Raw genomic sequence first — 20290 nt, forward strand, 5'->3', positions numbered from 1 at the left:
TTTCATGCGGTGGGGTCGTGCCGTCGGGCGGGGGCGGGGCGGGCGGGCGAGGGCGCGGACCACGGCGCCCCGGGGACGACCAGGGGGGAGCCGGTCACGGGGTCCGGCACCACCACGCAGTCCAGGCCGAAGACCTGGCGTACGAGATCCTCGGTGACGATCTCCGAGGGGGCTCCCTCGGCGACGACCTCGCCCTTCTTCATGGCGACGAGGTGGTCGGCGTACCGCGCGGCCTGGTTGAGGTCGTGCAGGACCACGGCGACCGTGCGGCCCCGGTCGCCGTCGTGCGTGGCCGTGGCCAGCTGGCGCACCAGGTCGAGGACTTCGACCTGGTGGGAGATGTCCAGGTAGGTGGTGGGCTCGTCCAGGAGGAGGATGTCCGTGTCCTGCGCGATGGCCATCGCGATCCACACGCGCTGGCGCTGGCCGCCGGAGAGTTCGTCGACGGGGCGTTCGGCGAGCGCGGTGACGTCGGTACGTGCCATGGCCTCGGTCACCGCTCTCTCGTCGTCGTCGGACCACTGCTGCCACCAGTGCTGGTGCGGCTGGCGGCCGCGCGCGACGAGGTCGGCGACGGTGATCGCGTCGGGGGCGACGGGCGTCTGCGGGAGCAGGCCGATCTGCTGGGCGATCTTCCTGGTGGGCAGCTTGGCGAGGGACGCGCCGTCGAGGAGGACCGCACCGTTCTTCGGCTTGAGGAGGCGGCCGAGGGCCCGCAGCGTCGTGGACTTGCCGCAGGCGTTGGGGCCGACGATGACGGTGACCTTGCCGTCGGGGATCACGAGGTCGAGGCCGTCGACGACGGTGTGGTCCTCGTAGGCGAGGGTCAACTCGCGGGCCGAAAGGCGGGCGGCGGCTGTCACGACGTGCCTCCATTGCGGACGGAGCGGCTCCGGACGATGAGCCAGATGAGGTACGGGGCACCGACCGCCGCCGTCAGGACGCCCACCGGGAGCTCCGTGGGCGAGAAGAGGCGGCGCGCAAGCAGGTCGGCGAGGACCACGATGAGCGCGCCGAGCAGCGCCGAGCACAGCAGCGGGAGCTGCGCGGTGCGGGTGAGGCGGCGGGCGATCTGGGGGGCGAGGAGCGCCACGAAGTCGACGGGGCCCGCGGCGCCGGTCGCCACCGAGGCGAGGACGACGCCGAGCAGGACGAGACCGAGGCGTACGTGTCCGAGGCGCGTCCCGAGAGCCGTCGCCGTGTCGTCGTCCATGCTGACGGCGCGCTGGGCGCGGGCCGCCCACAGGACGAAGGGGAGCAGGACGAGCAGGGTGACGCCGAGCGGGTTCGCCTCGGCCCAGCCGCGGCCGTTGAGGGAGCCCGTCATCCAGATCTGCGCCTGCTGGGCGACGAGGTAGTCGCCCTTCGTCATGAAGAGCGTCGTCACGGACCGCAGGGCGATGGCGATGCCGATGCCGATCAGGACGAACCGGGTGGCGTGCAGGCCGCCGCGCCACGCGAAGACGTAGACGAGGGCGGCCGCGGCGATCCCGCCGAGCACGGACAGGTAGGGGAGCACCGTGTACGAGGTGACGCCGAAGGTCATCGCGCCGACCGTCAGCGCGCTCGCGCCCTGGCTGATGCCGATGATGTCGGGGCTGGCCAGCGCGTTGCGGGCCACGGTCTGGATGAGCGCACCCGCCACGCCGAACGCGGCGCCGACGAGCAGGCCCACCACCATGCGGGGTTCGCGCAGGGTCCCCACGACCAGCGTGTCCGGCGAGGGCTGCCCGAGGACGACCTTCAGGGCCTCGACGGGCTGGACGAAGGACTCGCCGACACAGAGGTACGCGAGACAGCTCGCGGCGAGCAGCAGGGCGAGGGCGGCGGCCACCGCGGCGGCCCTGCGGTGCACGAGGAAGGCGGCCTTGCGGACGCGGAGCACGGCGTAGCCGGCGGGCCGGACGCGGGCCGGGTTCCTGGCCGGGGCCACGGCAGTCGTACCGCTGCTCATGCCGCCACCGTCTTCCGGCGGACGAGCGCCACCAGGAACGGCACCCCGATCAGCGCGGTCATCACGCCGGCGGGCACCTCGCTGGGCGGGAAGACGATCCGTCCGACCGTGTCGGAGGCGAGGAGCATCACCGGGCCGAGGACCGCCGCGAGCGGCAGCACCCAGCGGTGGTCGCTGCCGATGAGGGCGCGGGCGATGTGCGGCACGGCGAGGCCGATGAACGCGATCGGTCCCGCTGCGGCCACGCCCGCGCCGGTGAGGACCGTCGCGCCGAGCCCGCCGACGATCCGTACCGCCGCGACGTTCTGGCCGAGCCCCTTCGCCACGTCCTCGCCGAGCGCCAGCGCGTCCAGGCCGCGCGCGACCGCGAGGACGAGCACCAGGCCCACGAGCAGGAACGGCCAGATCTGGCCGACGATCTCGGCGTCGCGGCCGGCGAGTGAACCCACCTGCCAGAACCGGAACTCGTCGAGCGCGGAGGCCTTGGTGGTGAGGATCGCGGTCGTCACGGAGACGAGCAGCGCGTTGATCGCGGCGCCGCCGAGGGCGAGTTTCACGGGGGTCGCGCCGCCCCGGCCGCCGGCCGCGATGGCGTAGACGGCGACGGACGCGAGCCCGGCGCCGGCGAACGCCCACCAGACGTAACCGGTCAGGGTGTGGACGCCGGCGTAGGCGATGGCGAGGACGACACCCACCGAGGCGCCCTGGCTGATGCCGAGGATGCCGGGGTCGGCGATCGGATTGCGGGTCATGCCCTGTAGGACGGTTCCCGCGAGCGCGAGCGAGGCGCCGACGAGCACGCCGATCACGGTGCGGGGCACCCGCATCTCGCGGATCACGCCGGCGGAGTCGCTGTCCCCGCCGTGCAGCAGCGCGTCGAACACGGTGGAGGGCGCGACGGCGCGGGCGCCCACGGAGAGGCTGAACAGGACGGCGAGCAGCAGGGCCACGACGGCCGCCGTCATCACGGCGGCGCGTCCGACGGGCACACGCATCGGCTGAGCTCGTTTCACGGGGGCGAGGACGGGGGGGGGGGAGGGCCGGGGCCCGGGGGAGGGGGGCAGTAAGGGTGGGCTAAGTCTATGTGCGGGCGGTGCGGCCGCCGTCGGCAGAATGGGCCCATGAGCTCACACACGCTGACCGTCGGCTTCGACCTCGACATGACCCTGATCGACTCACGGCCCGGCATCAAGGCCGCCTACCAGGCGCTCTCCGCGGCGACGGGGACGTACGTCGACGCCGACCTGGCGATCACGCGGCTCGGCCCGCCGCTGGAGCAGGAGCTGCGGAACTGGTTCCCCGAGGACAGGATCGAGGAGACGGCCGACCTCTACCGTGAGATCTACCCCACACACGCCATAGAGCCGACGCTCGCGATGCCCGGCGCCCGCGAGGCCGTCGCCGCGGTCCACGCGCACGGCGGCCGTGCGATCGTGGTGACCGCCAAGCACGAGCCCAACGCGAAGCTGCACCTGTCGCACCTCGGCATCGAGGCCGACGCCGTCATCGGCTGGCTGTGGGCTGAGGCGAAGGCGGCGGCGCTGCGCGAGCACGACGCGGCGGTGTACGTCGGGGACCACACCGGCGACGTACGCGGCGCGCGTACGGCGGGCGCGCTCTCCGTCGCGGTGGCGACCGGACCGTGCGACGCAGCGGAACTGCGCGCGGCGGGCGCGGACGTCGTCCTCGGCGGGCTGCCGGAGTTCCCCGCCTGGCTCGACGCGTACGCCGCGCGTGGCGCCGTCAGCTGACGCCGGACCTGGCCTGACGCCGTTGGGAGGCGATGCCGCGCAGCACCCCGATCCCCGCGATGAGGAAGCCGACGCCCATCAGCATGCACACCGCGTACGCGATGGAGGGAAAGGGGTCGGTGCCCAGGAACAGCGGGGCCACCGTGACCAGTGTGGCCACGGCTCCGACGAAGAAGACGATCGCTCCGGTCCGGACCATGCCATCGCCGGGACCGGCGGAATTCGCTTGGGTTTTGTCACGCACCCGACCAGGGTAGTTCCCAGCGCGTAGGAAGAATCCGGGGACGTCTTGTCACCGGCCCCCGGACCAATAGTCTTGGGTTCGGCGGGTCGTGCGACCCGCTGTAGTGCTATCCAGAGCCGTTTTCGCCCCGCCGTTCCGGACGGGCGGACCCGGCATAAACGAGTACGACGAGTACGAGGACGAGGACTTCACGTGCCTACCGGCAAGGTCAAGTGGTTCAACAGCGAGAAGGGCTTCGGCTTTCTCTCCCGCGACGACGGCGGCGACGTCTTCGTGCATTCCTCAGTACTGCCCGCCGGCGTCGACACACTCAAGCCCGGCCAGCGCGTGGAATTCGGCGTGGTCGCGGGACAACGCGGTGACCAGGCTCTTTCCGTCGTGATCCTCGACCCGACCCCGTCGGTGGCGGCCGCGCAGCGCCGCAAGCCGGACGAACTGGCGTCGATCGTCCAGGACCTGACGACCCTCCTGGAGAACATCACCCCCATGCTGGAGAAGGGCCGCTACCCCGACAAGGCGTCCGGCGCGAAGATCGCGGGCCTGCTGCGGGCGGTCGCGGACCAGCTGGACGTGTAGCGCGCCCACTGGAGCCCCGCTAGGGGAACGACAGAGCGTCCGGGCCGAGGGGCGGCACGAGTCCCTCGGCCGCGGCGCGCGTCAGCAGCCCGCGGACCGCCGCGTAGCCGTCCTCGCCGAGGTCGGCGGTGAACTCGTTGACGTACAGGCCGATGTGCTGGTCCGCCACCGCCGGGTCCATCTCCTGCGCGTGCTCCAGGACGTACGGACGGGAGGCCTCCGGGTCGTCCCAGGCCATGCGGACCGAGGTGCGGGCCGACTCGGCGATGTGCCGCAGGGCCGCCGTGCCGAGGCTCCGCCTCGCGATGATCGCGCCCAGCGGGATCGGCAGGCCCGTCGTGGCCTCCCAGTGCTCGCCCATGTCGGCGAGGCGGTGCAGGCCGTAGTTCCGGTACGTGAAGCGGGCCTCGTGGATGACCAGGCCCGCGTCGACCTTGCCGTCGCGCACCGCCGGCATGATCTGGTCGAAGGGCAGCACGACGATCTCGCCGACACCGCCGTCGCGGAGGGTGTCCGCCGCCCAGAGCCGGAACAGCAGGTACGCCGTCGACTTCTCGCTCGGCACGGCGACCGTCTTCCCCGTCAGGTCGACGCCCGGCTCCCGGGTCAGGACCAGCGGCCCGCAGCCACGGCCGAGGGCGCCGCCGCAGGGCAGCAGCGCGTACTCGTCCAGGACGTACGGGAGGACGGCGTACGACACCTTCAGGACGTCCAGGTCGGACTCCGCGGGGCCCCTCTCCGCGATGCCGTTCGTGATGTCGATGTCCGCGAACGTCACGTCCAGGGCGGGCGCGTCCGGCACCCGGCCGTGCGCCCACGCGTCGAAGACGAACGTGTCGTTGGGGCAGGGAGAGTACGCGATGCGCAGGGGCCGTTCGAGGCCCGGGCCGTCGGACTCAGTCATGTGTGCTGCTGAATGTGCTGCCATGTGGGTTCCAACTCCTCAGTACCGGCGCGGCCTTCCCGAACGCGTCGCTCAGCGCGGCCAGCGCGTCGCCGATCCGCCAGGCGGCGCGGTCGCGCGGGCCGACGGGGTTCGAGGCCGCGCGGATCTCCAGGACGGGCAGGCCGTGCAGGGCGGCCGCCTCGGCGACACCGAAACCCTCCATCGCCTCGGCCAGGGCGCGCGGATGGCGCAGCCGCAGCTCGGCGGCGCGCTCGGCGGAGCCGGTCACGGTGGAGACGGTGAGGACGGTGCCCGTCGCGGCACCGCAGGCCTCCGCCACGTCCCGTACGAGGGAGGGCGGGGGCCGGTGTGTGACGGCGCCGAAGCCCAGTTCGGTGACCGGCGCGAAGCCGTCGGGGGTCTCGGCGCCCAGGTCGGCGACGGTGACCTCGTCGGCGACGACGAGTGAGCCGACGGGCGCGTGGGGCGGGAAGCCGCCGCCGATGCCCGCCGAGACGACGAGGGCGTAGGGCAGGTCCGCGGCGGCGGCGCGGGCGAGTGCGGTCGCCGTGCCCGCCGCGGCGGCGGCCGGGCCCACGCCGACGGCGAGGACGTCGATGCGGGTCGCCGCGTCCGGACTCCCGGTCAGCGCTCGGGCCACCGCGTCCCGTTCGGCGGGGACGGCGGTGGCGACGAGGACGCGGCCCGCGAGGGGCGCGGTGTGCGGGGCGGACGTGGTCAGGAGTCCTTCTCGAACTTGAACGACCACAGACCCGTGGCCTTGGACTCCGAGCCCTTGCCGCCCTCGAGCAGGCTCACGGTCGACTTGCTGCCGCCACCGCCGTACTGCTGGTTGAAGAAGACGCTGCCCGGGATGACGACGTACGTCTTCTTGCTGGCCTCGGTCAGCGGCTGACCGTTCATCAGCAGCGTCCAGCCCTTCTCGGCCATCTCCGGGTCGACACCGAAGCGGACCTTCTCGTCCGGGTCGATCTTCACCGTCTTGACGTCCTTGTCCTGCAGGCAGGACTTCAGCTGGGACTCCTTCAGCTCCTTGCCGTCGTTGTAGCAGGAAGCTTCCGTGTGCACCGAGTCGCTGCCGACCGTCACGGTGGCCAGCGGCGTCGGCTTGTCACAGGCCGAAAGAACGAGGAATCCGGCGGAGACGGCGCCAAGGGCGGCCACGGTGCGGCGGCGGCGCACCGCGCTGTTCACATTCGCGGCTCCGCCGCGGAGCAGGGAGGTCATGGGCGAAGGCTATCGGGCGCGTCGGGGGGTGCTGTTACGCGGGGGGCACGGCGTGCCGTCCACTCGCGTCCGCGGGCCCGTGGAGCGCGTCCCCCGGGGGCTCACACCACCCGGGCGCGGCGGGGGGCGCCGTGCCGGGACGAGAGCAGGAGGCCGCGTACGGTCGAGAGCCAGCCGACCGCGACTATGCCGGCCGCCACCGAGAGACCGAGCGTCCCGATCAGCGGCAGGGCGATGCCCACGGCGCCCCCGACCACCCAGGCCACTTGGAGCAGCGTCTCGGAACGGGCGAACGCGGAGGTGCGGACCTGCTCCGGGACGTCCCGCTGGATCAGCGCGTCCAGGGACAGCTTGGACAGCGCCTGCGCGAAGCCCGCGCACGCGCCGAGACAGGCGACGGCCACCGCTCCAAAGAACAGCGCGGACGTCACCGCCACGCCCAGCACCACCGCGACGACCGTCACGATGATGAGCTCCGGGGCCCGTGACTTCAGCCAGGCCCCGACCGCCGTGCCCAGCGCGTTGCCCGCGCCCGCCGAGACGCCCACGATGCCGAGCGACACCGCCGCGCTCTGCCCCGCGAGCGGATGCTCCCGCAGCAGGAACGCCAGGAAGAAGATGAGGAAGCCGGACAGGCAGCGCAGCGACGCGTTCGCCGCCAGGGCGTGGGTGACGGCGGGGCCGACCGTACGCAGCCCGAGGCGCCGCTTGCGGAAGGTGTCCGCATCGGCCTCGGCGCGGGCGTGCAGATGCAGGTGCTCCTCGTCGGCCGCGAGGAGGGCCTTGCTCTCGCCCTTCGACGAGTCGACCTTGTGCGGCAGCGAGAACGACAGGAACATCCCGGAGACGAAGATCACGAAGGCGCCGTACAGCGGCCAGCGCGGGCCGAGCGCCTGTAGCCCCGCACCGGCGGGCGCCGCGACCGCGGTGGCGAGCAGACCGCCGAGAGTGACCCGGGAATTGGCCTTGACCAGGGAGAACCCCGGTGGCAGGAGGCGTGGCACGACAGCGCTTCTGACCACCCCGTACGCCTTGGAGGCGACCAGCACGCCGAGCGCAGCGGGATAGAGCTCCACGCTGCCGGTCACCACCGCGCCCGAAAGGACCAGCGCGAGCAGCGCGCGGGCCAGCATGGCGCCGGCCATCGCGGCGCGACGGCCGTGCGGGAGCCGGTCGAGGAGCGGGCCGATGACGGGCGCGAGGAGCGTGAACGGTGCCATCGTGATGGCGAGGTAGAGCGCGACGCGGCCGCGGGCCTCGTCCGTCGGCACGGAGAAGAAGACGGTGGAGGCGAGGGCGACGGTGATCATGACGTCACCCGCGCCGTTCACGGCGTGCAGCTCGATGAGCTTCCCGAGGCCCGACTCGCCCGCTCCGTGGGCGTGGGTGGCCTTGCGGATGCCTCGGGCGGTGCCGGTGAAGGGGAGGTGGAGGGCGCGGGCCAGCGCACGGGCGGTTCGTCTCGCCGGGCCCGGCGAGACGGTTCCTTCGGACATCGACCTGGTGGGGGCCACCCCGTCATAGTGCCCCCTTGGGGGCACTACTAGTGCGAATACTGGCTGTGAGCCGTGGCGTCCTCCGTCACCGGCGGCACACCGCCCCTCCGCGCCGACTGCCTGGGCCCCGCTGCGCGGGGAGGCGCCCCACCCGGCAAGCCGGGCCGCTCCCCGCCGCTGCGCGGCGGGTTCTCCCACCCACCCACCCGTTCACCCCGCACCGCAAGGTGGGCGTGCTTGCGCCGCTCCGCGGCGGTTTTCCCACCCACCCACCCGTTTGCCCCGCACCGCAGCGTGGGCGCGGTACGCCGCTGCGCGGCGGGGGCGATCGGCGCGCCGCAGTCCCCGAGCCGAGCGCTTCTCCGCCGCTGCGCGGCGGTCTCCCCACCCACCCACCCGTTTGCCCTGCACCGCAGCGTGGGCGTGTTTGTGCCGCTGCGCGGCGGGAGGTGGTCCGGCTTTCCGCAGTCCGTGAGGCGGACGTTGCCCCGCCGCTGCGGGGCGGTTTTCCCGCCCGCCCACCCGTTTGCCCCGCGCCGCGGCGTGGGCGTGTTGCGCCGCTGGAGGGCGGGTGGGTGGGGGAAACGCCGCGGAGCGGCGACGCGGGGGGAGGGGGTGCAGGGGGATGTGGGGGTGGGCGTGAGGGGGGTGTGGGGGAGGGGGCCGGGGGTGGGTCGGGGCGCGGGGGCGTACGTCGGTGTAGGCCCAGGGGCCAGGAGAAGGTAGCGTGCGTAGCGCGCCTGCGGCGGTTGTTCTTGGCCGCGCGCCTCTCGGTCATCCCGCAGAATGGGTGACGTAGGTGCGCCCGAGAACGTCGGGCGCGGACGTTGACGCGGCCCTCTGGTCCGCTCCGTCCGTACCCCCGCGTAAGGGTGGCGCACTCGTGAGACGGCGTAGGAGAGAAGCGATACTTGTGAGCGCAGCGACAACGCGAAGCCGTACCCCGCGCACCCCGCGTACCCCCGACCGCCTGTGCGCCGAGGCGGTCGGCCTGGCGCGCGCCGCGGCCGAGGAGGCCGCCGCGCCCGGTGTGGTCGGTGAGCATGTCGAGGTCGTGGTCGAGGGTGACCGCGTCGTCACACACCTCTTCGAGTGCAAGGAATTCGGCTACCGCGGCTGGCGGTGGGCCGTGACGGTGGCCCGCGCCTCGCGGGCGAAGATCGTCACCCTGGACGAGACGGTGCTGCTGCCGGGCCCCGACGCGCTCCTCGCCCCCGAGTGGGTGCCGTGGAGCGAGCGGCTCCGCCCGGGCGACATGGGGCCGGGCGACCTGCTGCCGACGGACGCGGAGGATCTGCGCCTGGAGCCCGGTTACTCGGGCGAGGAGGAGCCGCCGCCGAACTCCGCGGTGTCGGAGGAGATGGCCGAGCTCGTCGAGGCGGAGGACGCCGACGTGACGCCGGTGTCGCCGGCGGAGCTGCCGGTCGCGCCGGCCCGCGGGTCCATCGCGGCGGTCGCCGACGAGCTGGGCATGCGGCGGGCGCGGGTGCTGTCCCGTTACGGGCTGCATGTCGCCGCGGACCGCTGGGACGAGGCGTACGGGGCGAAGACCCCGATGGCGCAGGCGGCGCCCGCGGCGTGCGTCAGCTGTGGGTTCCTGGTGCGGATCGGTGGCTCGCTCGGGCAGGCGTTCGGTATCTGCGGCAATGAGTTCGGGCCGGCGGACGGGCACGTGGTGTCGCTGTCGTACGGCTGCGGTGGGCACTCGGAGGCCGCGGTCATGCCGAAGCCGCCGCGGCCGGCGCCGCCGGTTCTGGACGAGACGCGGGTGGACGTACTGCCGCTGCGGCCTGCGGCGGATTCCGGGTCGGTGAGTGGGGAGGGGCCGGGGGAGGATCTCGGCCACTCGTAGTTCCGGCAGCGGTGGAACGGGGCTGAGGCGCCCCCCCACTCCCCCTGCACCTTCCCTCCCCGCGTCGCCGCTCCGCGGCGTTCTCCCCACCCACCCGCCCTTCTATCCCGCCCCGGGGCGGGCGGGCCGGGCCCCGCCGCGCAGCGGCGCAACACGCCCACGCTGCGGTCCAGGGCCAACGGGTGGGCGGGCGGGAAACCCCGCCGCGCAGCGGCACAAACACGCCCACCATGCGGTGCCGGGCAAACGGGTGGGTGGGTGGGAGAGTCGCCGCGCAGCGGCGAAGGAACGCCCACCTCACGGAACGGACTGCGGAAAGCCGGCCCGCCTCCTGCCGCGCAGCGGCGCAAGTACGCCCACTTTGCGGTGCCGGGTAAACGGGTGGGTGGGTGGGGAGACCGCCGCGGAGCGGCGCAAGCACGTCCACCGTGCGGTGCCGGGCAAACGGGTGGGTGGGTGGGAGAGTCGCCGCGCAGCGGCGTGGTGCGTTCCGGCTGCCGGGCGGAGCCGTGGGAAGGCGGCGCCCCCCAAGGGGTGCCCCCGTCCTGCCCCGACGCCCCCAGCGAGACGCGATACCGTTCGCCCGCAGGCCGAGCACCATCACCAGGAACCGAAACGCGCGCGCCAAGAGCCACCACAAGAGGAGACAGTCGACCGTGAGCAAGACCGTGCGGCCGGCGGCCGAGGGTACTGATCCCTTTGGCACCGCCCGCCTCCGCCGCGGAGTCCTCGACGCGTGGGCGGCGGCGCCGGCCCGTTTCCGTGAGGACGCCAACGCCGAGGAGGACCTCGCCCTCGGCGGCTACCGCGACCGTCTCGTCGTGGAGCTCGCCCAGAACGCCTCGGACGCCGCCGCCCGCGCGGGCGTGCCGGGCCGGCTGGCGCTGACGCTGCGCGGCGGGGTGCTCGCCGCGGCGAACACCGGCGCGCCGCTCGACGCCGCCGGCGTCGAGTCGCTCTCCACCCTCCGGGCTTCCGCGAAGCGGGAGGAGAGCCCGGCGCAGCTACAGCTACAGCAACAGCAACAGCAACAGCAACAGCAGGAGCACGGGCAGGAGCACGGGCAAGGGCAAGCGCACAGCGTCGGGCGTTACGGCGTCGGGTTCGCCGCCGTCCTCGCCGTCAGCGACGAACCCGCCCTCGTCGGGCGCACCGGCGGTGTCCGCTGGTCGCTCTCCGAGGCGCGGGAACTCGCCGCGGAGACGGCCAGGTTCAGCCCGGGGCTCGGGGACGAGGTACGGCGGCGGGACGGCCACGTCCCGCTGCTCCGGCTCCCGTTCGCCGCCGAGGGCACCGCCCCCGCCGGCTACGACACCGTCGTCATCCTGCCGCTGCGCGACGCCGCCGCGGAGGACCTCGTGACGCGGCTGCTCGACGGCGTCGACGACGCGCTGCTCCTCGCCCTGCCGGGCCTGGCGGAGGTCACCGTCGAGACGCCGGACGGGACGACCCGCACCCTGCGCCGCCGGACCGAGGCCCCGTACACGATCGTCGAGGACAGCCGGGAGGGCACCACCCGCTGGCGCACCGTCAGCCGGCAGGGTCCGCTCGACGCCGCCCTCCTGAAGGACCGGCCCGTCGAGGAGCGGCTGCGCCCGTACTGGTCCGTGACGTGGGCCGTGCCCGCGGGCGGCGACGGCGCTCCGGAGCGGCCCCGCACGAGCCCCGTCGTGCACGCGCCGACGCCGAGCGACGAGCCGTTGGGCGTACCGGCGCTGCTCCTCGCGTCGTTCCCGCTGGACACCGCGCGACGGCACGCGGCGCCGGGACCGTTGACCGACTTCCTGGTGGAGCGGGCCGCGGAGGCGTACGTGGAGCTGCTCGCCGACTGGCGGCCGGTCACGGAGGAGATCATCTCCCTGGTGCCGGGGCCGCTCGGCAGGAGCGAGCTGGACGGCGCGCTGCGGCAGGCCATCCTGGACCGGCTGCCCCGCACCGCCTTCCTGCCGCCGGCCCTGCCCCGCGCCGAGGGCGAGGAGGACGAGCTGCCGGAGGTCCTGCGGCCGCGGGACGCGGAGGTCGTGGAGGGCGCAGGGGCGGACACCGTCCGGGTGCTCGCCGAGGTGCTGCCGAGCCTGCTGCCCGCGGGTCTCGAGCGCCGTGCCGAACTGCGCACGCTCGGTGTCGCGCGCATTCCGCTGACCGAGGCGATCGACCGTCTCGCGGGTCTCGAGCGGGAGCCGGGCTGGTGGCGGCGGCTGTACGACACCCTGGCGGGGGTCGACCCGGACCGGCTGTCCGGGCTGCCGGTGCCGTTGGCCGACAGCCGTACCACCATCGGACCCCGGCAGGTTCTGCTTCCCGCGTCCGGGGACGAGCGCGACCCGGCGTCCCTGGCCCGCCTCGGTCTGAAGGTCGCCCACCCGGACGCCGTCCACCCGCTCCTGGAGAAGCTCGGCGCGCTGCCCGCGACGCCCCGCGCCGTCCTCACGACGCCGCAGGTCCGGGCGGCCGTGGCCGCGTCCCTCGACGACGACACGTGGGACGAGGACGCGCTGGACGCCGAGGAGCTTGCGGACGTCGTGCTCGCGCTCGTGCGGGACGCGAACCTCGCCCCGGGCGACGAGCCGTGGCTGGCCGCCCTCGCGCTGCCCGACGAGGACGGCGAGCTCTCCCCGGCGGGCGAGCTCGTCCTGCCGGGCAGTCCTTTCGCGCAGGTCATGCGGGAGGGTGAAGTGGCTCTTGTCGACGAGGAGTTGGCGGAGCGGTGGGGGGAGCAGCCGCTCGCCGCCTGCGGTGTGCTCGCCACGTTCGCTCTCGTACGCGCCACCGATGTCGTCCTCGACCCCGACGAACTGGAGCCCCGCGAGGGCGACTTCGCCGAGCCGGACGACGCGGGTCTGCTCGACGCCGTGGACGTGTGGTGCGAGGACGTCCTCGACCGGCTGCCGGAGACTCCGGTGCCGCCGGTGGCCACGGAGATCGTCGCCGTGCGGGATCTCGACCTGGTCGACGACGACTGCTGGCCGCAGGCGCTGGCGATGCTGTCGCGCCCGCCGCTGCGGGACGCGCTGACGCAGCCGTTGCGGGTGCTGCTGCCGGACGGGACGACGGAGACGGTCCGTTCGTACGCGGCGTGGTGGCTGCGCGGCCACCCGGTCCTCGACGGCCGCCGGCCCGCCGGACTGCGCGCGGCGGGCGGCGATCCGCTGCTCGCCGGGCTCTACGACGCGGCGGACGCGTCCGGGTTCGGCGACGAGCAGGTGCTGCGGGCGCTGGGCGTACGGACGTCCGTGGCCGCACTCCTGGCGGAGCCGGGCGGCGCGGCCGAACTGCTCGACCGTCTCGCGGACCCGGACAGGACCGTCACGGCCGCGCAACTGCACGCCCTGTACGGGGCGCTGGCCGATCTCGACCCGGAGCAGGTGACCCTCCCGGACGAGCTGCGCGCGGTGGTGGACGGCGAGGTCGTGGTGGTCGACGCGGCGGACGCGGTGGTCGCCGACGCGCCCGATCTGCTGCCGCTGGCCGGCGGTGTGGCGCTGCTGCCCGTGCGGCCCGGCAGGGCGGGGGACCTGGCGGAGCTGTTCCAGGTGCGGCGGCTGAGCGAGACGGCGGCCGTGGAGCCGTCGGGGGAGGGCGTCGAGCACGCGGTGCCGGAGTCGGTGCGGACCCTGCTCGGGGCGGCGACTCCGGAGACGTACGTCGAGTACGACGAACTGGTCGCGGGTGGCGTGGAGCTGGACTGGCGCCGCACCCCGGACGGTGTCGTGCACGCGGCGACCGTGGAGGGTGTCGCGGCGGGTCTCGCCTGGGCGGCGGGCCAGTGGCCGCGCCGGTTCGAGGTGGCGGCGCTGCTCGAAGATCCCTCACGGACGGCGGAGTTGGCACGGGACCGCTGGTTCGACTGACGCGGCGCAGCTCGGAATGGACTGTTCCGCCCTGACCTCAGGGGGGCGGAACAGGGCATTCCGTAACGCGGTCACATTTCCTTCACCCGTCGTACAACCGTTCGCCTCGGTGGCGTGTCTGATCTTGCGAGTCAACAGACTCCTAGATCACTTGGGCCTCGCGTGACGGCAATGCACCGCGAGGCCCCCTTCTCCAACTGGGGAAACACATGCGCATCCGTGCCACCGTGGCCGCACTGTCCGGCACCCTGGCCCTTTCCGCACTCGCCGTCCCGGCTGCCCAGGCCGACGACGCCCCGAAGGCTCCGAACCTCTCCTCCTTCGTCGCCAAGGCTCCGGCCGACGTGGCCGTGGGCGACACCAAGATCACGAAGATCACCGTCAACGGCGGCAAGGACATCGTGGTCGGCACCTCCGCCAAGAAGACGGTCAAGATCGCCGTCACCGCGACGGACCCGTCCGGCATCGAGGACGCCGTGGCGTTCCTGTGGCACGGCACGTCCTTCGACGAGGACAACATCGACGGCTCGATGGTCCCCGAGACCGAGAGCGGCGACTGCACGGCTGTGGACGCGACCACCTCGACCTGCACCGTCACGGTCGTCGCCGACCCGAACGTGAACATCTACAGCAACATCCTGGCCGGCAAGTGGAAGGTCTGGACGATTGCGCAGGGCAAGGACGGCGACCACGTCCAGCAGGACTCGTACCCGACCAGCGTCTCGGTGAAGCGCGCCGCCAAGCTCACCACCAACGCCTCCCCCGAGCCCATCAAGAAGGGCAAGACCCTCACGGTCACCGGCGCCCTGACGCGCGCCAACTGGGACACCTCGAAGTACGCCGGCTACACCAAGCAGGACGTGAAGCTGCAGTACAAGAAGAAGGGTGCCACCAGCTACACCACCCTCAAGACGGTCAAGTCCGACACCAAGGGCAACCTGAAGACCACGGTGACGGCCTCCGCCGACGGCTACTACCGCTACGTCTTCGCGGGCACGTCCACGACCCCGTCGGTGACCTCGGCCAGCGACTTCGTCGACGTCCAGTAGCAGCCGCCGGTAGCAGCCGTCCGCCGTCAGGCGGGGAAGCGGCGGTCCACCACGCGGTACACGACCTCGATGGCGAGTGAGGCCACCGCCGCGATCGCGACCGCCGCCCACGGCATCGTCGTGCCCACCAGCTTCAGCTGGAAGAAGTCCTGGAGCCAGGGCACGGTGAGCACGAGCAGGAAGCCGAGACCCATCGCGCCGATGAGGCCGATCCGCCACCACGTGTAGGGGCGGGCGATGATGGCGAGCACCCACATGGCGATCAGGAACAGCGCCAGGGTCGCCGCGCTGGTCTCGGCTTCCCGCGCGCCCGCGCCGTCGTAGTGGTGCCGGGCCAGGATGTACGTCAGGAAGGTCGCGACGCCCGCGATGACGCCGCCCGGGATCGCGTACCGCATGACCCTGCGGACGAAGTGCGGCTTCGCGCGCTCCTTGTTGGGGGCGAGGGCGAGGAAGAAGGCGGGAACGCCGATCGTGAGGGTGGAGAGCAGCGTCAGGTGGCGCGGCAGGAAGAGGTACTCGACCTGCGAGCAGACCACGAGCAGCGCGATGATCACTGAGTAGACGGTCTTGACCAGGAACAGCGTGGCGACACGGGTGATGTTGCCGATGACGCGGCGGCCCTCGGCGACGACGGACGGCAGCGTCGCGAAGCTGTTGTTGAGCAGGACGATCTGGGCGACCGCGCGCGTGGCCTCCGAGCCTGAGCCCATCGAGACACCGATGTCGGCGTCCTTGAGGGCCAGGACGTCGTTGACGCCGTCGCCCGTCATCGCGACCGTGTGGCCGCGTGCCTGGAGCGCGCCCACCATGTCGCGCTTCTGCTGCGGGGTGACGCGGCCGAAGACGGAGTTGTCGTCGAGGGCCTCGCCCATCTCGTCCCGCTCGGCGGGCAGCTTGCGCGCGTCCACGGTGTTCTCCGCGCCGGGCAGGCCGAGCTTGCCGGCGACCGCGCTCACCGAGACGGCGTTGTCACCGGAGATGACCTTGGCGGCGACGTCCTGCTCCTCGAAGTAGCGCAGGGTGTCGGCGGCGTCGGGGCGCAGCCGTTGTTCGAGGACGACCAGCGCGGTGGCCCGGGCCCCCGAGGCGACGTCCGGGTCGTCGAGGGCGCCGCTCGCGCGGGCGAGCAGCAGGACGCGCAGGCCCTGCTGGTTGAGCTCCTCGACCTCGGTGAGGGACGCGTCGCCGTCGGGCAGCAGGACGTCGGGCGCGCCGAGCAGCCAGGTCGATTCCGTGCCGTCGCCCTCGCTGAAGGAGGCGCCGCTGTACTTGCGGGCCGAGGAGAAGGGCAGGGACTCGGTGCAGCGCCACTCCTCGCTGTCGGGGTAGGCGTCGATGACCGCCTGGAGCGAGGCGTTGGGCCGGGGGTCCGACTCGCCGAGGGCGCCGAGGACCTTGCGGACGTAACCCTCGTCGCTGCCGTTCAGCATGCGCAGCTCGGTGACGTCCATGCCGCCCTCGGTGAGGGTGCCTGTCTTGTCGAGGCAGACGGTGTCGACGCGGGCCAGGCCCTCGATCGCGGGGAGCTCCTGCACGAGGCACTGCTTGCGGCCGAGGCGGATCACGCCGATCGCGAAGGCCACCGAGGTGAGGAGGACGAGCCCCTCGGGGATCATGGGGACGATCCCGCCGACGGTGTACGCGATGGACTCCTTGAAGTTGTCGTCCTTGACGACGAGCTGGGAGATCACCAGGCCGATGGAGGTGGGGACCATCAGCCACGTCACGTACTTGAGGATCGTGGAGATGCCGGAGCGCAGCTCGGAGTGGACGAGCGTGAAGCGGCTGGCCTCCTCGGCGAGCTGCGCGGCGTACGCCTCGCGGCCGACCTTGGTGGCGGTGAAGGCGCCGCCGCCCGCGACCACGAACGAGCCGGACATCATCTTGTCGCCGGGCTTCTTGACGACCGGGTCGGCCTCACCGGTCAGGAGCGACTCGTCGACCTCCAGGCTGTCGGTCTCGACGGCCTCGCCGTCCACCGGGATCTTGTCGCCGGGGCCGAGCTCCACCACGTCGCCGAGGACGATCTCGGAGGTGGAGATCTCCGCCGCCCTGCCGTCGCGCCGGACGGTGGGTTTCGCCTCGCCGATGACGGCGAGCGAGTCCAGGGTCTTCTTGGCGCGCCACTCCTGGATGATGCCGATGCCGGTGTTGGCGACGATGACGAAGCCGAAGAGGCTGTCCTGGATCGGCGCCACGAAGAGCATGATCACCCAGAGGACGCCGATGATGGCGTTGAAGCGGGTGAAGACGTTGGCCCGGATGATCTCGCCCAGGGAGCGGGAGCTGCGGACCGGTACGTCGTTGACCTCGCCGCGGGCGACCCGCTCGGCGACCTCCGCGGTGGTCAGGCCGGTGGCCCGCCCTTTGGGCGGCGGCACCGGGTGGACCGGATCGAGCTCGGCGCCCGCGTCGATATGCGTCATGCATTCGACGGTAAGGGTGGTCCTGGGGCTTCACCCCTTGAATGCCCCAAAGATCCGACCAGGGTAGGAGTCGTACCGTCCCGTGGTTGTACGGACCGCTGGGGCCGGGTGACCTTCCTACTGGGGCTGGGTGGCCTTCGCCCTCTTGATCGCGGCGTCGCGTCCCCGTACGTACCAGATGCCGATGAGGCCGAGGCCCGCGCCGGCCAGGCAGGTCCACACCCACCAGGTCGCGTCGCGGTCGTCGAACCAGCCGTAGAACGGGAGCTGGACCAGGAAGAGGACGAACCAGAGGATCGTGCCGCCCGTGATGGTGGCGACCACGGGGCCCTCAAGGGGCTCCGGCGCCTCGTGCTGTGGGGTCCACTTCGCCATGAGTACACCTTACGAGGCGGGGTGGGCGTCCCGTACACCCGTTGCCCGGCAAGGGTCTACGCGCGGAGATAGCGATTTCGCTCTCATGTATTCATACTGAAACGGCTCGTTAATGGCCGATTGCTTTCGTACGAAGAAACAACTCGCCCCAATGGTCGGTCCGTAGCCGCCGCTTAACGATCATTCCTTTCTCTGAGTTCATGAGGTCACGCATGTCTCCCTCGGCCAGCGCCCCGGTCGACGCCAAAACGCCGCAGCCGCAGTCCCCGCAGGGCGGCATCGACAAGTTCTTCAAGATCACGGAGCGGGGCTCGACCCTGGCCAGGGAGGTCCGCGGCGGCTTCGCCACCTTCTTCGCGATGGCCTACATCGTCGTGCTGAACCCGATCATCCTGGGCAGCGCGAAGGACATGTACGGGCACCAGCTCGACAACAAGCAGCTGGTCACCGCGACCGTGCTCACCGCCGCCTTCACCACGCTCCTCATGGGCGTCATCGGCAACGTCCCGATCGCGCTCGCCGCGGGCCTCGGCGTGAACACCGTCGTCGCCCTCCAGCTCGCGCCCCGCATGTCGTGGCCCGACGCGATGGGCATGGTCGTGCTCGCCGGCTTCGTGGTGATGCTGCTCGTCGCGACCGGCCTGCGGGAGCGCGTGATGAGCGCCGTCCCGCTCGGTCTGCGCAAGGGCATCGCGATCGGCATCGGCCTCTTCATCATGCTGATCGGCCTCGTCGACTCCGGCTTCGTCTCGCGCATGCCGGACGCCGCGCACACCACCGTCCCGCTGCAGCTGGGCGGCGACGGGCACCTCAACGGCTGGCCCGTCCTCGTCTTCGTGCTCGGCGTGCTGCTCACCCTTGCCCTGCTGGTACGCAAGGTGCCGGGCGCCATCCTCATCAGCATCGTCGTCATGACGATCGTCGCCATGATCATCAACTCCCTGGCGTCCGTCCCCTCCTGGGGCCTGACCACCCCGGAGTGGCCCGGCAACCCCGTCTCGACGCCGGACTTCGGGCTCGTCGGCGAGATCAGCCTGTTCGGCGGGTTCGAGAAGGTCGGCATCCTGACCGGCGTCCTCTTCGTCTTCACCGTGCTGCTCTCGTGCTTCTTCGACGCGATGGGCACGATCATGGGCGTCGGCGACGAGGCGAAGCTGACCGACGCCAACGGCAACATGCCCGGCATCAACAAGGTCCTCTTCGTCGACGGCATCGCCGTCGCCGCGGGCGGCGCCTCGTCCTCTTCCGCCACCACCTGCTTCGTGGAGTCCACGGCGGGCGTCGGCGAGGGGGCGCGCACCGGCTTCGCGAACGTCGTCACCGGCGGGCTCTTCGCCGTCGCGCTGTTCCTCACGCCGCTCGCCACGATGGTGCCGTCCCAGGCGGCCACGCCCGCGCTGCTCGCGGTCGGCTTCCTCATCCTGTCCGGGTCCATCCGGCAGATCGACTGGGCGGACCACACGATCGCGATCCCGGCGTTCGTGACGATGCTGATGATGCCGTTCACGTACTCGATCACGAACGGCATCGGCATGGGCTTCATCACCTTCACCGTGCTGCGGCTCGCGTCCGGGCGCGGGCGCGAGGTGCCGGTCGCGATGTACGCGGTGTCGGCGGTGTTCGCCTTCTACTACCTGATGCCGGCGCTGGATCTGACGTAGCGGTGCGCGGTTCAGGCCGCGCCGTAGAACTTCTCCGTCTCCTCGACGGACGTCTTGAAGCGTTCGTCGAAGTCGTCCCGAATGAGCGTCCGGACCACATAGTCCTGGACGCTCATTCCTCTTTTGGCCGCGTGCTGTCGGAGCCGGTCGAGCAGCTCACCGTCTATGCGCAGGCTGAGCACTGGCGATCCCATGCGGGACAGCGTCCCGGGCGCCCCGCGGGCCGCGCGTCGCTTTCGGAAGTCACCTCACTCGTTCGGGTGACGAAATGGTGCGGCGTGGGAAGTGGGGAAAACCGAGTGGTCCTTAGCTAGGGTAATGAGTTACGCTAACAAACATGCCGGACCTCTCCCATGGTGACGACGCCGTCGCCGTGAACGCCTTGCGCTCCGCTGTGATGCGCCTGTCCCGTCGACTCAAGCACCAGCGGGTCGACGAGTCGCTGAGCCCCACCGAAATGTCGGTGCTCGGCACCCTCGCCCGCTGCGGCTCCGCCACCCCGGGCGAGCTCGCCCGCAAGGAGCATGTGCAGCCGCCGTCGATGACCCGCATCGTGGCCCTGCTGGAGGCCAAGGGTCTGGTCCGGCTAGAACCGCACCCCGAGGACCGCCGCCAGAAGGTGGTGACCCAGACGGAGACCGCCGAGGCGATGCTCGAAGAGAGCCGCCGCAAGCGGAACGCCTGGCTCGCGGGTCTGGTCGAGCACCTCGACCAGGACGAGTGGGAGCGGCTGCGTGCCGCCGCCCCCGTCCTGGAAAAGCTCGCCCACCTGTAGTCCCGCGGCAACCTGCGGGTACTCCCGTCAGTACCCCGCGGGTACCCCTGGGGCCTGCGGGGCCCCCGCGCCCCACGGAACTCCTGCCGTCCGGCGGGGTTCTTGCCGACTGGCAGGGACTCCTGCCACCGGCGGGGACCCCG

At 72.2% G+C, this 20290-nt stretch carries 18 protein-coding genes; 7 read left to right on the forward strand and 11 right to left on the reverse strand.

What is annotated here, in order from left to right; all coding sequences use genetic code 11:
* Positions 1-2: 2 nt before the first annotated feature.
* From ACH4D5_RS17230 to ACH4D5_RS17240, 3 genes are read right to left on the reverse strand one after another with little or no spacing between them, the layout of a single operon-like run.
* Positions 3-863 carry an ABC transporter ATP-binding protein gene (locus tag ACH4D5_RS17230; RefSeq protein WP_398302989.1) on the reverse strand — a complete coding sequence of 287 codons (861 nt, stop codon included), beginning with the start codon at positions 861-863 and terminating at the stop codon, positions 3-5.
* A complete protein-coding gene (locus ACH4D5_RS17235; RefSeq protein WP_398302991.1) occupies positions 860-1954 on the reverse strand; it encodes a FecCD family ABC transporter permease in 1095 nt (364 codons plus the stop codon). Before ACH4D5_RS17235 ends, ACH4D5_RS17230 begins: the two co-directional genes overlap by 4 nt.
* Entirely contained in the window at positions 1951-2949 is a 999-nt protein-coding gene (locus ACH4D5_RS17240) for a FecCD family ABC transporter permease (RefSeq protein ID WP_398302993.1), read from the reverse strand. Before ACH4D5_RS17240 ends, ACH4D5_RS17235 begins: the two co-directional genes overlap by 4 nt.
* Before the next feature lie 126 nt (positions 2950-3075).
* On the opposite strand from ACH4D5_RS17240, the gene ACH4D5_RS17245 reads away from it, so the two are divergent.
* Complete coding sequence (locus ACH4D5_RS17245) at positions 3076-3705, forward strand: HAD family hydrolase (protein ID WP_398302995.1); 630 nt, start codon at positions 3076-3078, stop codon at positions 3703-3705.
* Here the strand turns inward: ACH4D5_RS17245 and ACH4D5_RS17250 are convergent.
* Positions 3698-3949 carry a hypothetical protein gene (locus ACH4D5_RS17250; RefSeq protein WP_398302997.1) on the reverse strand — a complete coding sequence of 84 codons (252 nt, stop codon included), beginning with the start codon at positions 3947-3949 and terminating at the stop codon, positions 3698-3700. The two genes, ACH4D5_RS17245 and ACH4D5_RS17250, sit on opposite strands and share 8 nt — an antisense overlap.
* Before the next feature lie 192 nt (positions 3950-4141).
* Between ACH4D5_RS17250 and ACH4D5_RS17255 the strand changes: the two genes are divergently transcribed.
* Positions 4142-4525: a cold-shock protein gene (locus tag ACH4D5_RS17255; RefSeq protein ID WP_362999596.1), complete on the forward strand. Its 384-nt coding sequence runs from the start codon at positions 4142-4144 to the stop codon at positions 4523-4525.
* A gap of 19 nt (positions 4526-4544) precedes the next feature.
* Here ACH4D5_RS17255 and ACH4D5_RS17260 read toward each other — a convergent pair whose 3' ends face one another.
* The 4 genes from ACH4D5_RS17260 to ACH4D5_RS17275 form a co-directional block, all read right to left on the reverse strand.
* On the reverse strand, positions 4545-5429 hold the full coding sequence (locus tag ACH4D5_RS17260) for a 1,4-dihydroxy-6-naphthoate synthase (RefSeq protein ID WP_398303000.1): 885 nt from the start codon (positions 5427-5429) through the stop codon (positions 4545-4547).
* Positions 5422-6180, reverse strand: a complete 759-nt coding sequence (locus ACH4D5_RS17265) for a futalosine hydrolase (protein ID WP_398303001.1) — start codon at positions 6178-6180, stop codon at positions 5422-5424. The genes ACH4D5_RS17260 and ACH4D5_RS17265 overlap by 8 nt, the downstream gene beginning before the upstream one ends.
* On the reverse strand, positions 6150-6659 hold the full coding sequence (locus ACH4D5_RS17270) for a DUF2771 domain-containing protein (protein ID WP_362999597.1): 510 nt from the start codon (positions 6657-6659) through the stop codon (positions 6150-6152). The genes ACH4D5_RS17265 and ACH4D5_RS17270 overlap by 31 nt, the downstream gene beginning before the upstream one ends.
* Positions 6660-6760: 101 nt before the next feature.
* Positions 6761-8155, reverse strand: coding sequence for an MFS transporter (locus ACH4D5_RS17275; RefSeq protein ID WP_398303741.1), 1395 nt, complete (start codon positions 8153-8155; stop codon positions 6761-6763).
* 913 nt (positions 8156-9068) lie between these two features.
* Here ACH4D5_RS17275 and ACH4D5_RS17280 point away from each other — a divergent pair.
* From ACH4D5_RS17280 to ACH4D5_RS17290, 3 genes are all read left to right on the forward strand, one after another.
* Positions 9069-10007 (forward strand): DUF3027 domain-containing protein, encoded by a 939-nt coding sequence (locus ACH4D5_RS17280; RefSeq protein WP_398303004.1) that lies wholly within the window; start codon positions 9069-9071, stop codon positions 10005-10007.
* 656 nt (positions 10008-10663) lie between these two features.
* Positions 10664-13858 (forward strand): molecular chaperone Hsp90, encoded by a 3195-nt coding sequence (locus ACH4D5_RS17285; RefSeq protein WP_398303006.1) that lies wholly within the window; start codon positions 10664-10666, stop codon positions 13856-13858.
* Between the two features lie 209 nt (positions 13859-14067).
* Positions 14068-14907 (forward strand): DUF5707 domain-containing protein, encoded by an 840-nt coding sequence (locus ACH4D5_RS17290; RefSeq protein WP_398303008.1) that lies wholly within the window; start codon positions 14068-14070, stop codon positions 14905-14907.
* 26 nt (positions 14908-14933) lie between these two features.
* Here ACH4D5_RS17290 and ACH4D5_RS17295 read toward each other — a convergent pair whose 3' ends face one another.
* On the reverse strand, positions 14934-17336 hold the full coding sequence (locus ACH4D5_RS17295) for an HAD-IC family P-type ATPase (protein WP_398303010.1): 2403 nt from the start codon (positions 17334-17336) through the stop codon (positions 14934-14936).
* A 117-nt stretch (positions 17337-17453) separates the two neighbouring features.
* Entirely contained in the window at positions 17454-17711 is a 258-nt protein-coding gene (locus tag ACH4D5_RS17300; protein WP_398303012.1) for a DUF2530 domain-containing protein, read from the reverse strand.
* Between the two features lie 212 nt (positions 17712-17923).
* Here ACH4D5_RS17300 and ACH4D5_RS17305 point away from each other — a divergent pair, with 212 nt between their 5' ends.
* The gene (locus ACH4D5_RS17305) at positions 17924-19372 is read left to right on the forward strand and encodes an NCS2 family permease (protein WP_398303014.1); all 1449 of its coding nucleotides are present in this window, start codon (positions 17924-17926) and stop codon (positions 19370-19372) included.
* A gap of 11 nt (positions 19373-19383) precedes the next feature.
* Here the strand turns inward: ACH4D5_RS17305 and ACH4D5_RS17310 are convergent, their stop codons facing one another.
* Positions 19384-19566 carry a ribbon-helix-helix protein, CopG family gene (locus ACH4D5_RS17310; protein WP_362998072.1) on the reverse strand — a complete coding sequence of 61 codons (183 nt, stop codon included), beginning with the start codon at positions 19564-19566 and terminating at the stop codon, positions 19384-19386.
* A 143-nt stretch (positions 19567-19709) separates the two neighbouring features.
* Here ACH4D5_RS17310 and ACH4D5_RS17315 point away from each other — a divergent pair, with 143 nt between their 5' ends.
* A complete protein-coding gene (locus ACH4D5_RS17315) occupies positions 19710-20147 on the forward strand; it encodes a MarR family transcriptional regulator (protein ID WP_362998070.1) in 438 nt (145 codons plus the stop codon).
* Positions 20148-20290: the final 143 nt, after the last annotated feature.

The sequence above is a fragment of the Streptomyces sp. NPDC018029 genome, assembly GCF_044327655.1.
Classification (GTDB): domain Bacteria; phylum Actinomycetota; class Actinomycetes; order Streptomycetales; family Streptomycetaceae; genus Streptomyces.

Coding starts and splice junctions, on each gene's coding strand:
- ACH4D5_RS17235 (WP_398302991.1), bottom strand. CDS start 1,954: ATGAGCAGCGGTACGACTGCCGTGGCCCCGGCCAGGAACCCGGCCCGC.
- ACH4D5_RS17240 (WP_398302993.1), bottom strand. CDS start 2,949: ATGCGTGTGCCCGTCGGACGCGCCGCCGTGATGACGGCGGCCGTCGTG.
- ACH4D5_RS17245 (WP_398302995.1), top strand. CDS start 3,076: ATGAGCTCACACACGCTGACCGTCGGCTTCGACCTCGACATGACCCTG.
- ACH4D5_RS17260 (WP_398303000.1), bottom strand. CDS start 5,429: ATGACTGAGTCCGACGGCCCGGGCCTCGAACGGCCCCTGCGCATCGCG.
- ACH4D5_RS17270 (WP_362999597.1), bottom strand. CDS start 6,659: ATGACCTCCCTGCTCCGCGGCGGAGCCGCGAATGTGAACAGCGCGGTG.
- ACH4D5_RS17275 (WP_398303741.1), bottom strand. CDS start 8,155: ATGTCCGAAGGAACCGTCTCGCCGGGCCCGGCGAGACGAACCGCCCGT.
- ACH4D5_RS17290 (WP_398303008.1), top strand. CDS start 14,068: ATGCGCATCCGTGCCACCGTGGCCGCACTGTCCGGCACCCTGGCCCTT.
- ACH4D5_RS17295 (WP_398303010.1), bottom strand. CDS start 17,336: ATGACGCATATCGACGCGGGCGCCGAGCTCGATCCGGTCCACCCGGTG.
- ACH4D5_RS17300 (WP_398303012.1), bottom strand. CDS start 17,711: ATGGCGAAGTGGACCCCACAGCACGAGGCGCCGGAGCCCCTTGAGGGC.
- ACH4D5_RS17305 (WP_398303014.1), top strand. CDS start 17,924: ATGTCTCCCTCGGCCAGCGCCCCGGTCGACGCCAAAACGCCGCAGCCG.
- ACH4D5_RS17310 (WP_362998072.1), bottom strand. CDS start 19,566: ATGGGATCGCCAGTGCTCAGCCTGCGCATAGACGGTGAGCTGCTCGAC.
- ACH4D5_RS17315 (WP_362998070.1), top strand. CDS start 19,710: ATGCCGGACCTCTCCCATGGTGACGACGCCGTCGCCGTGAACGCCTTG.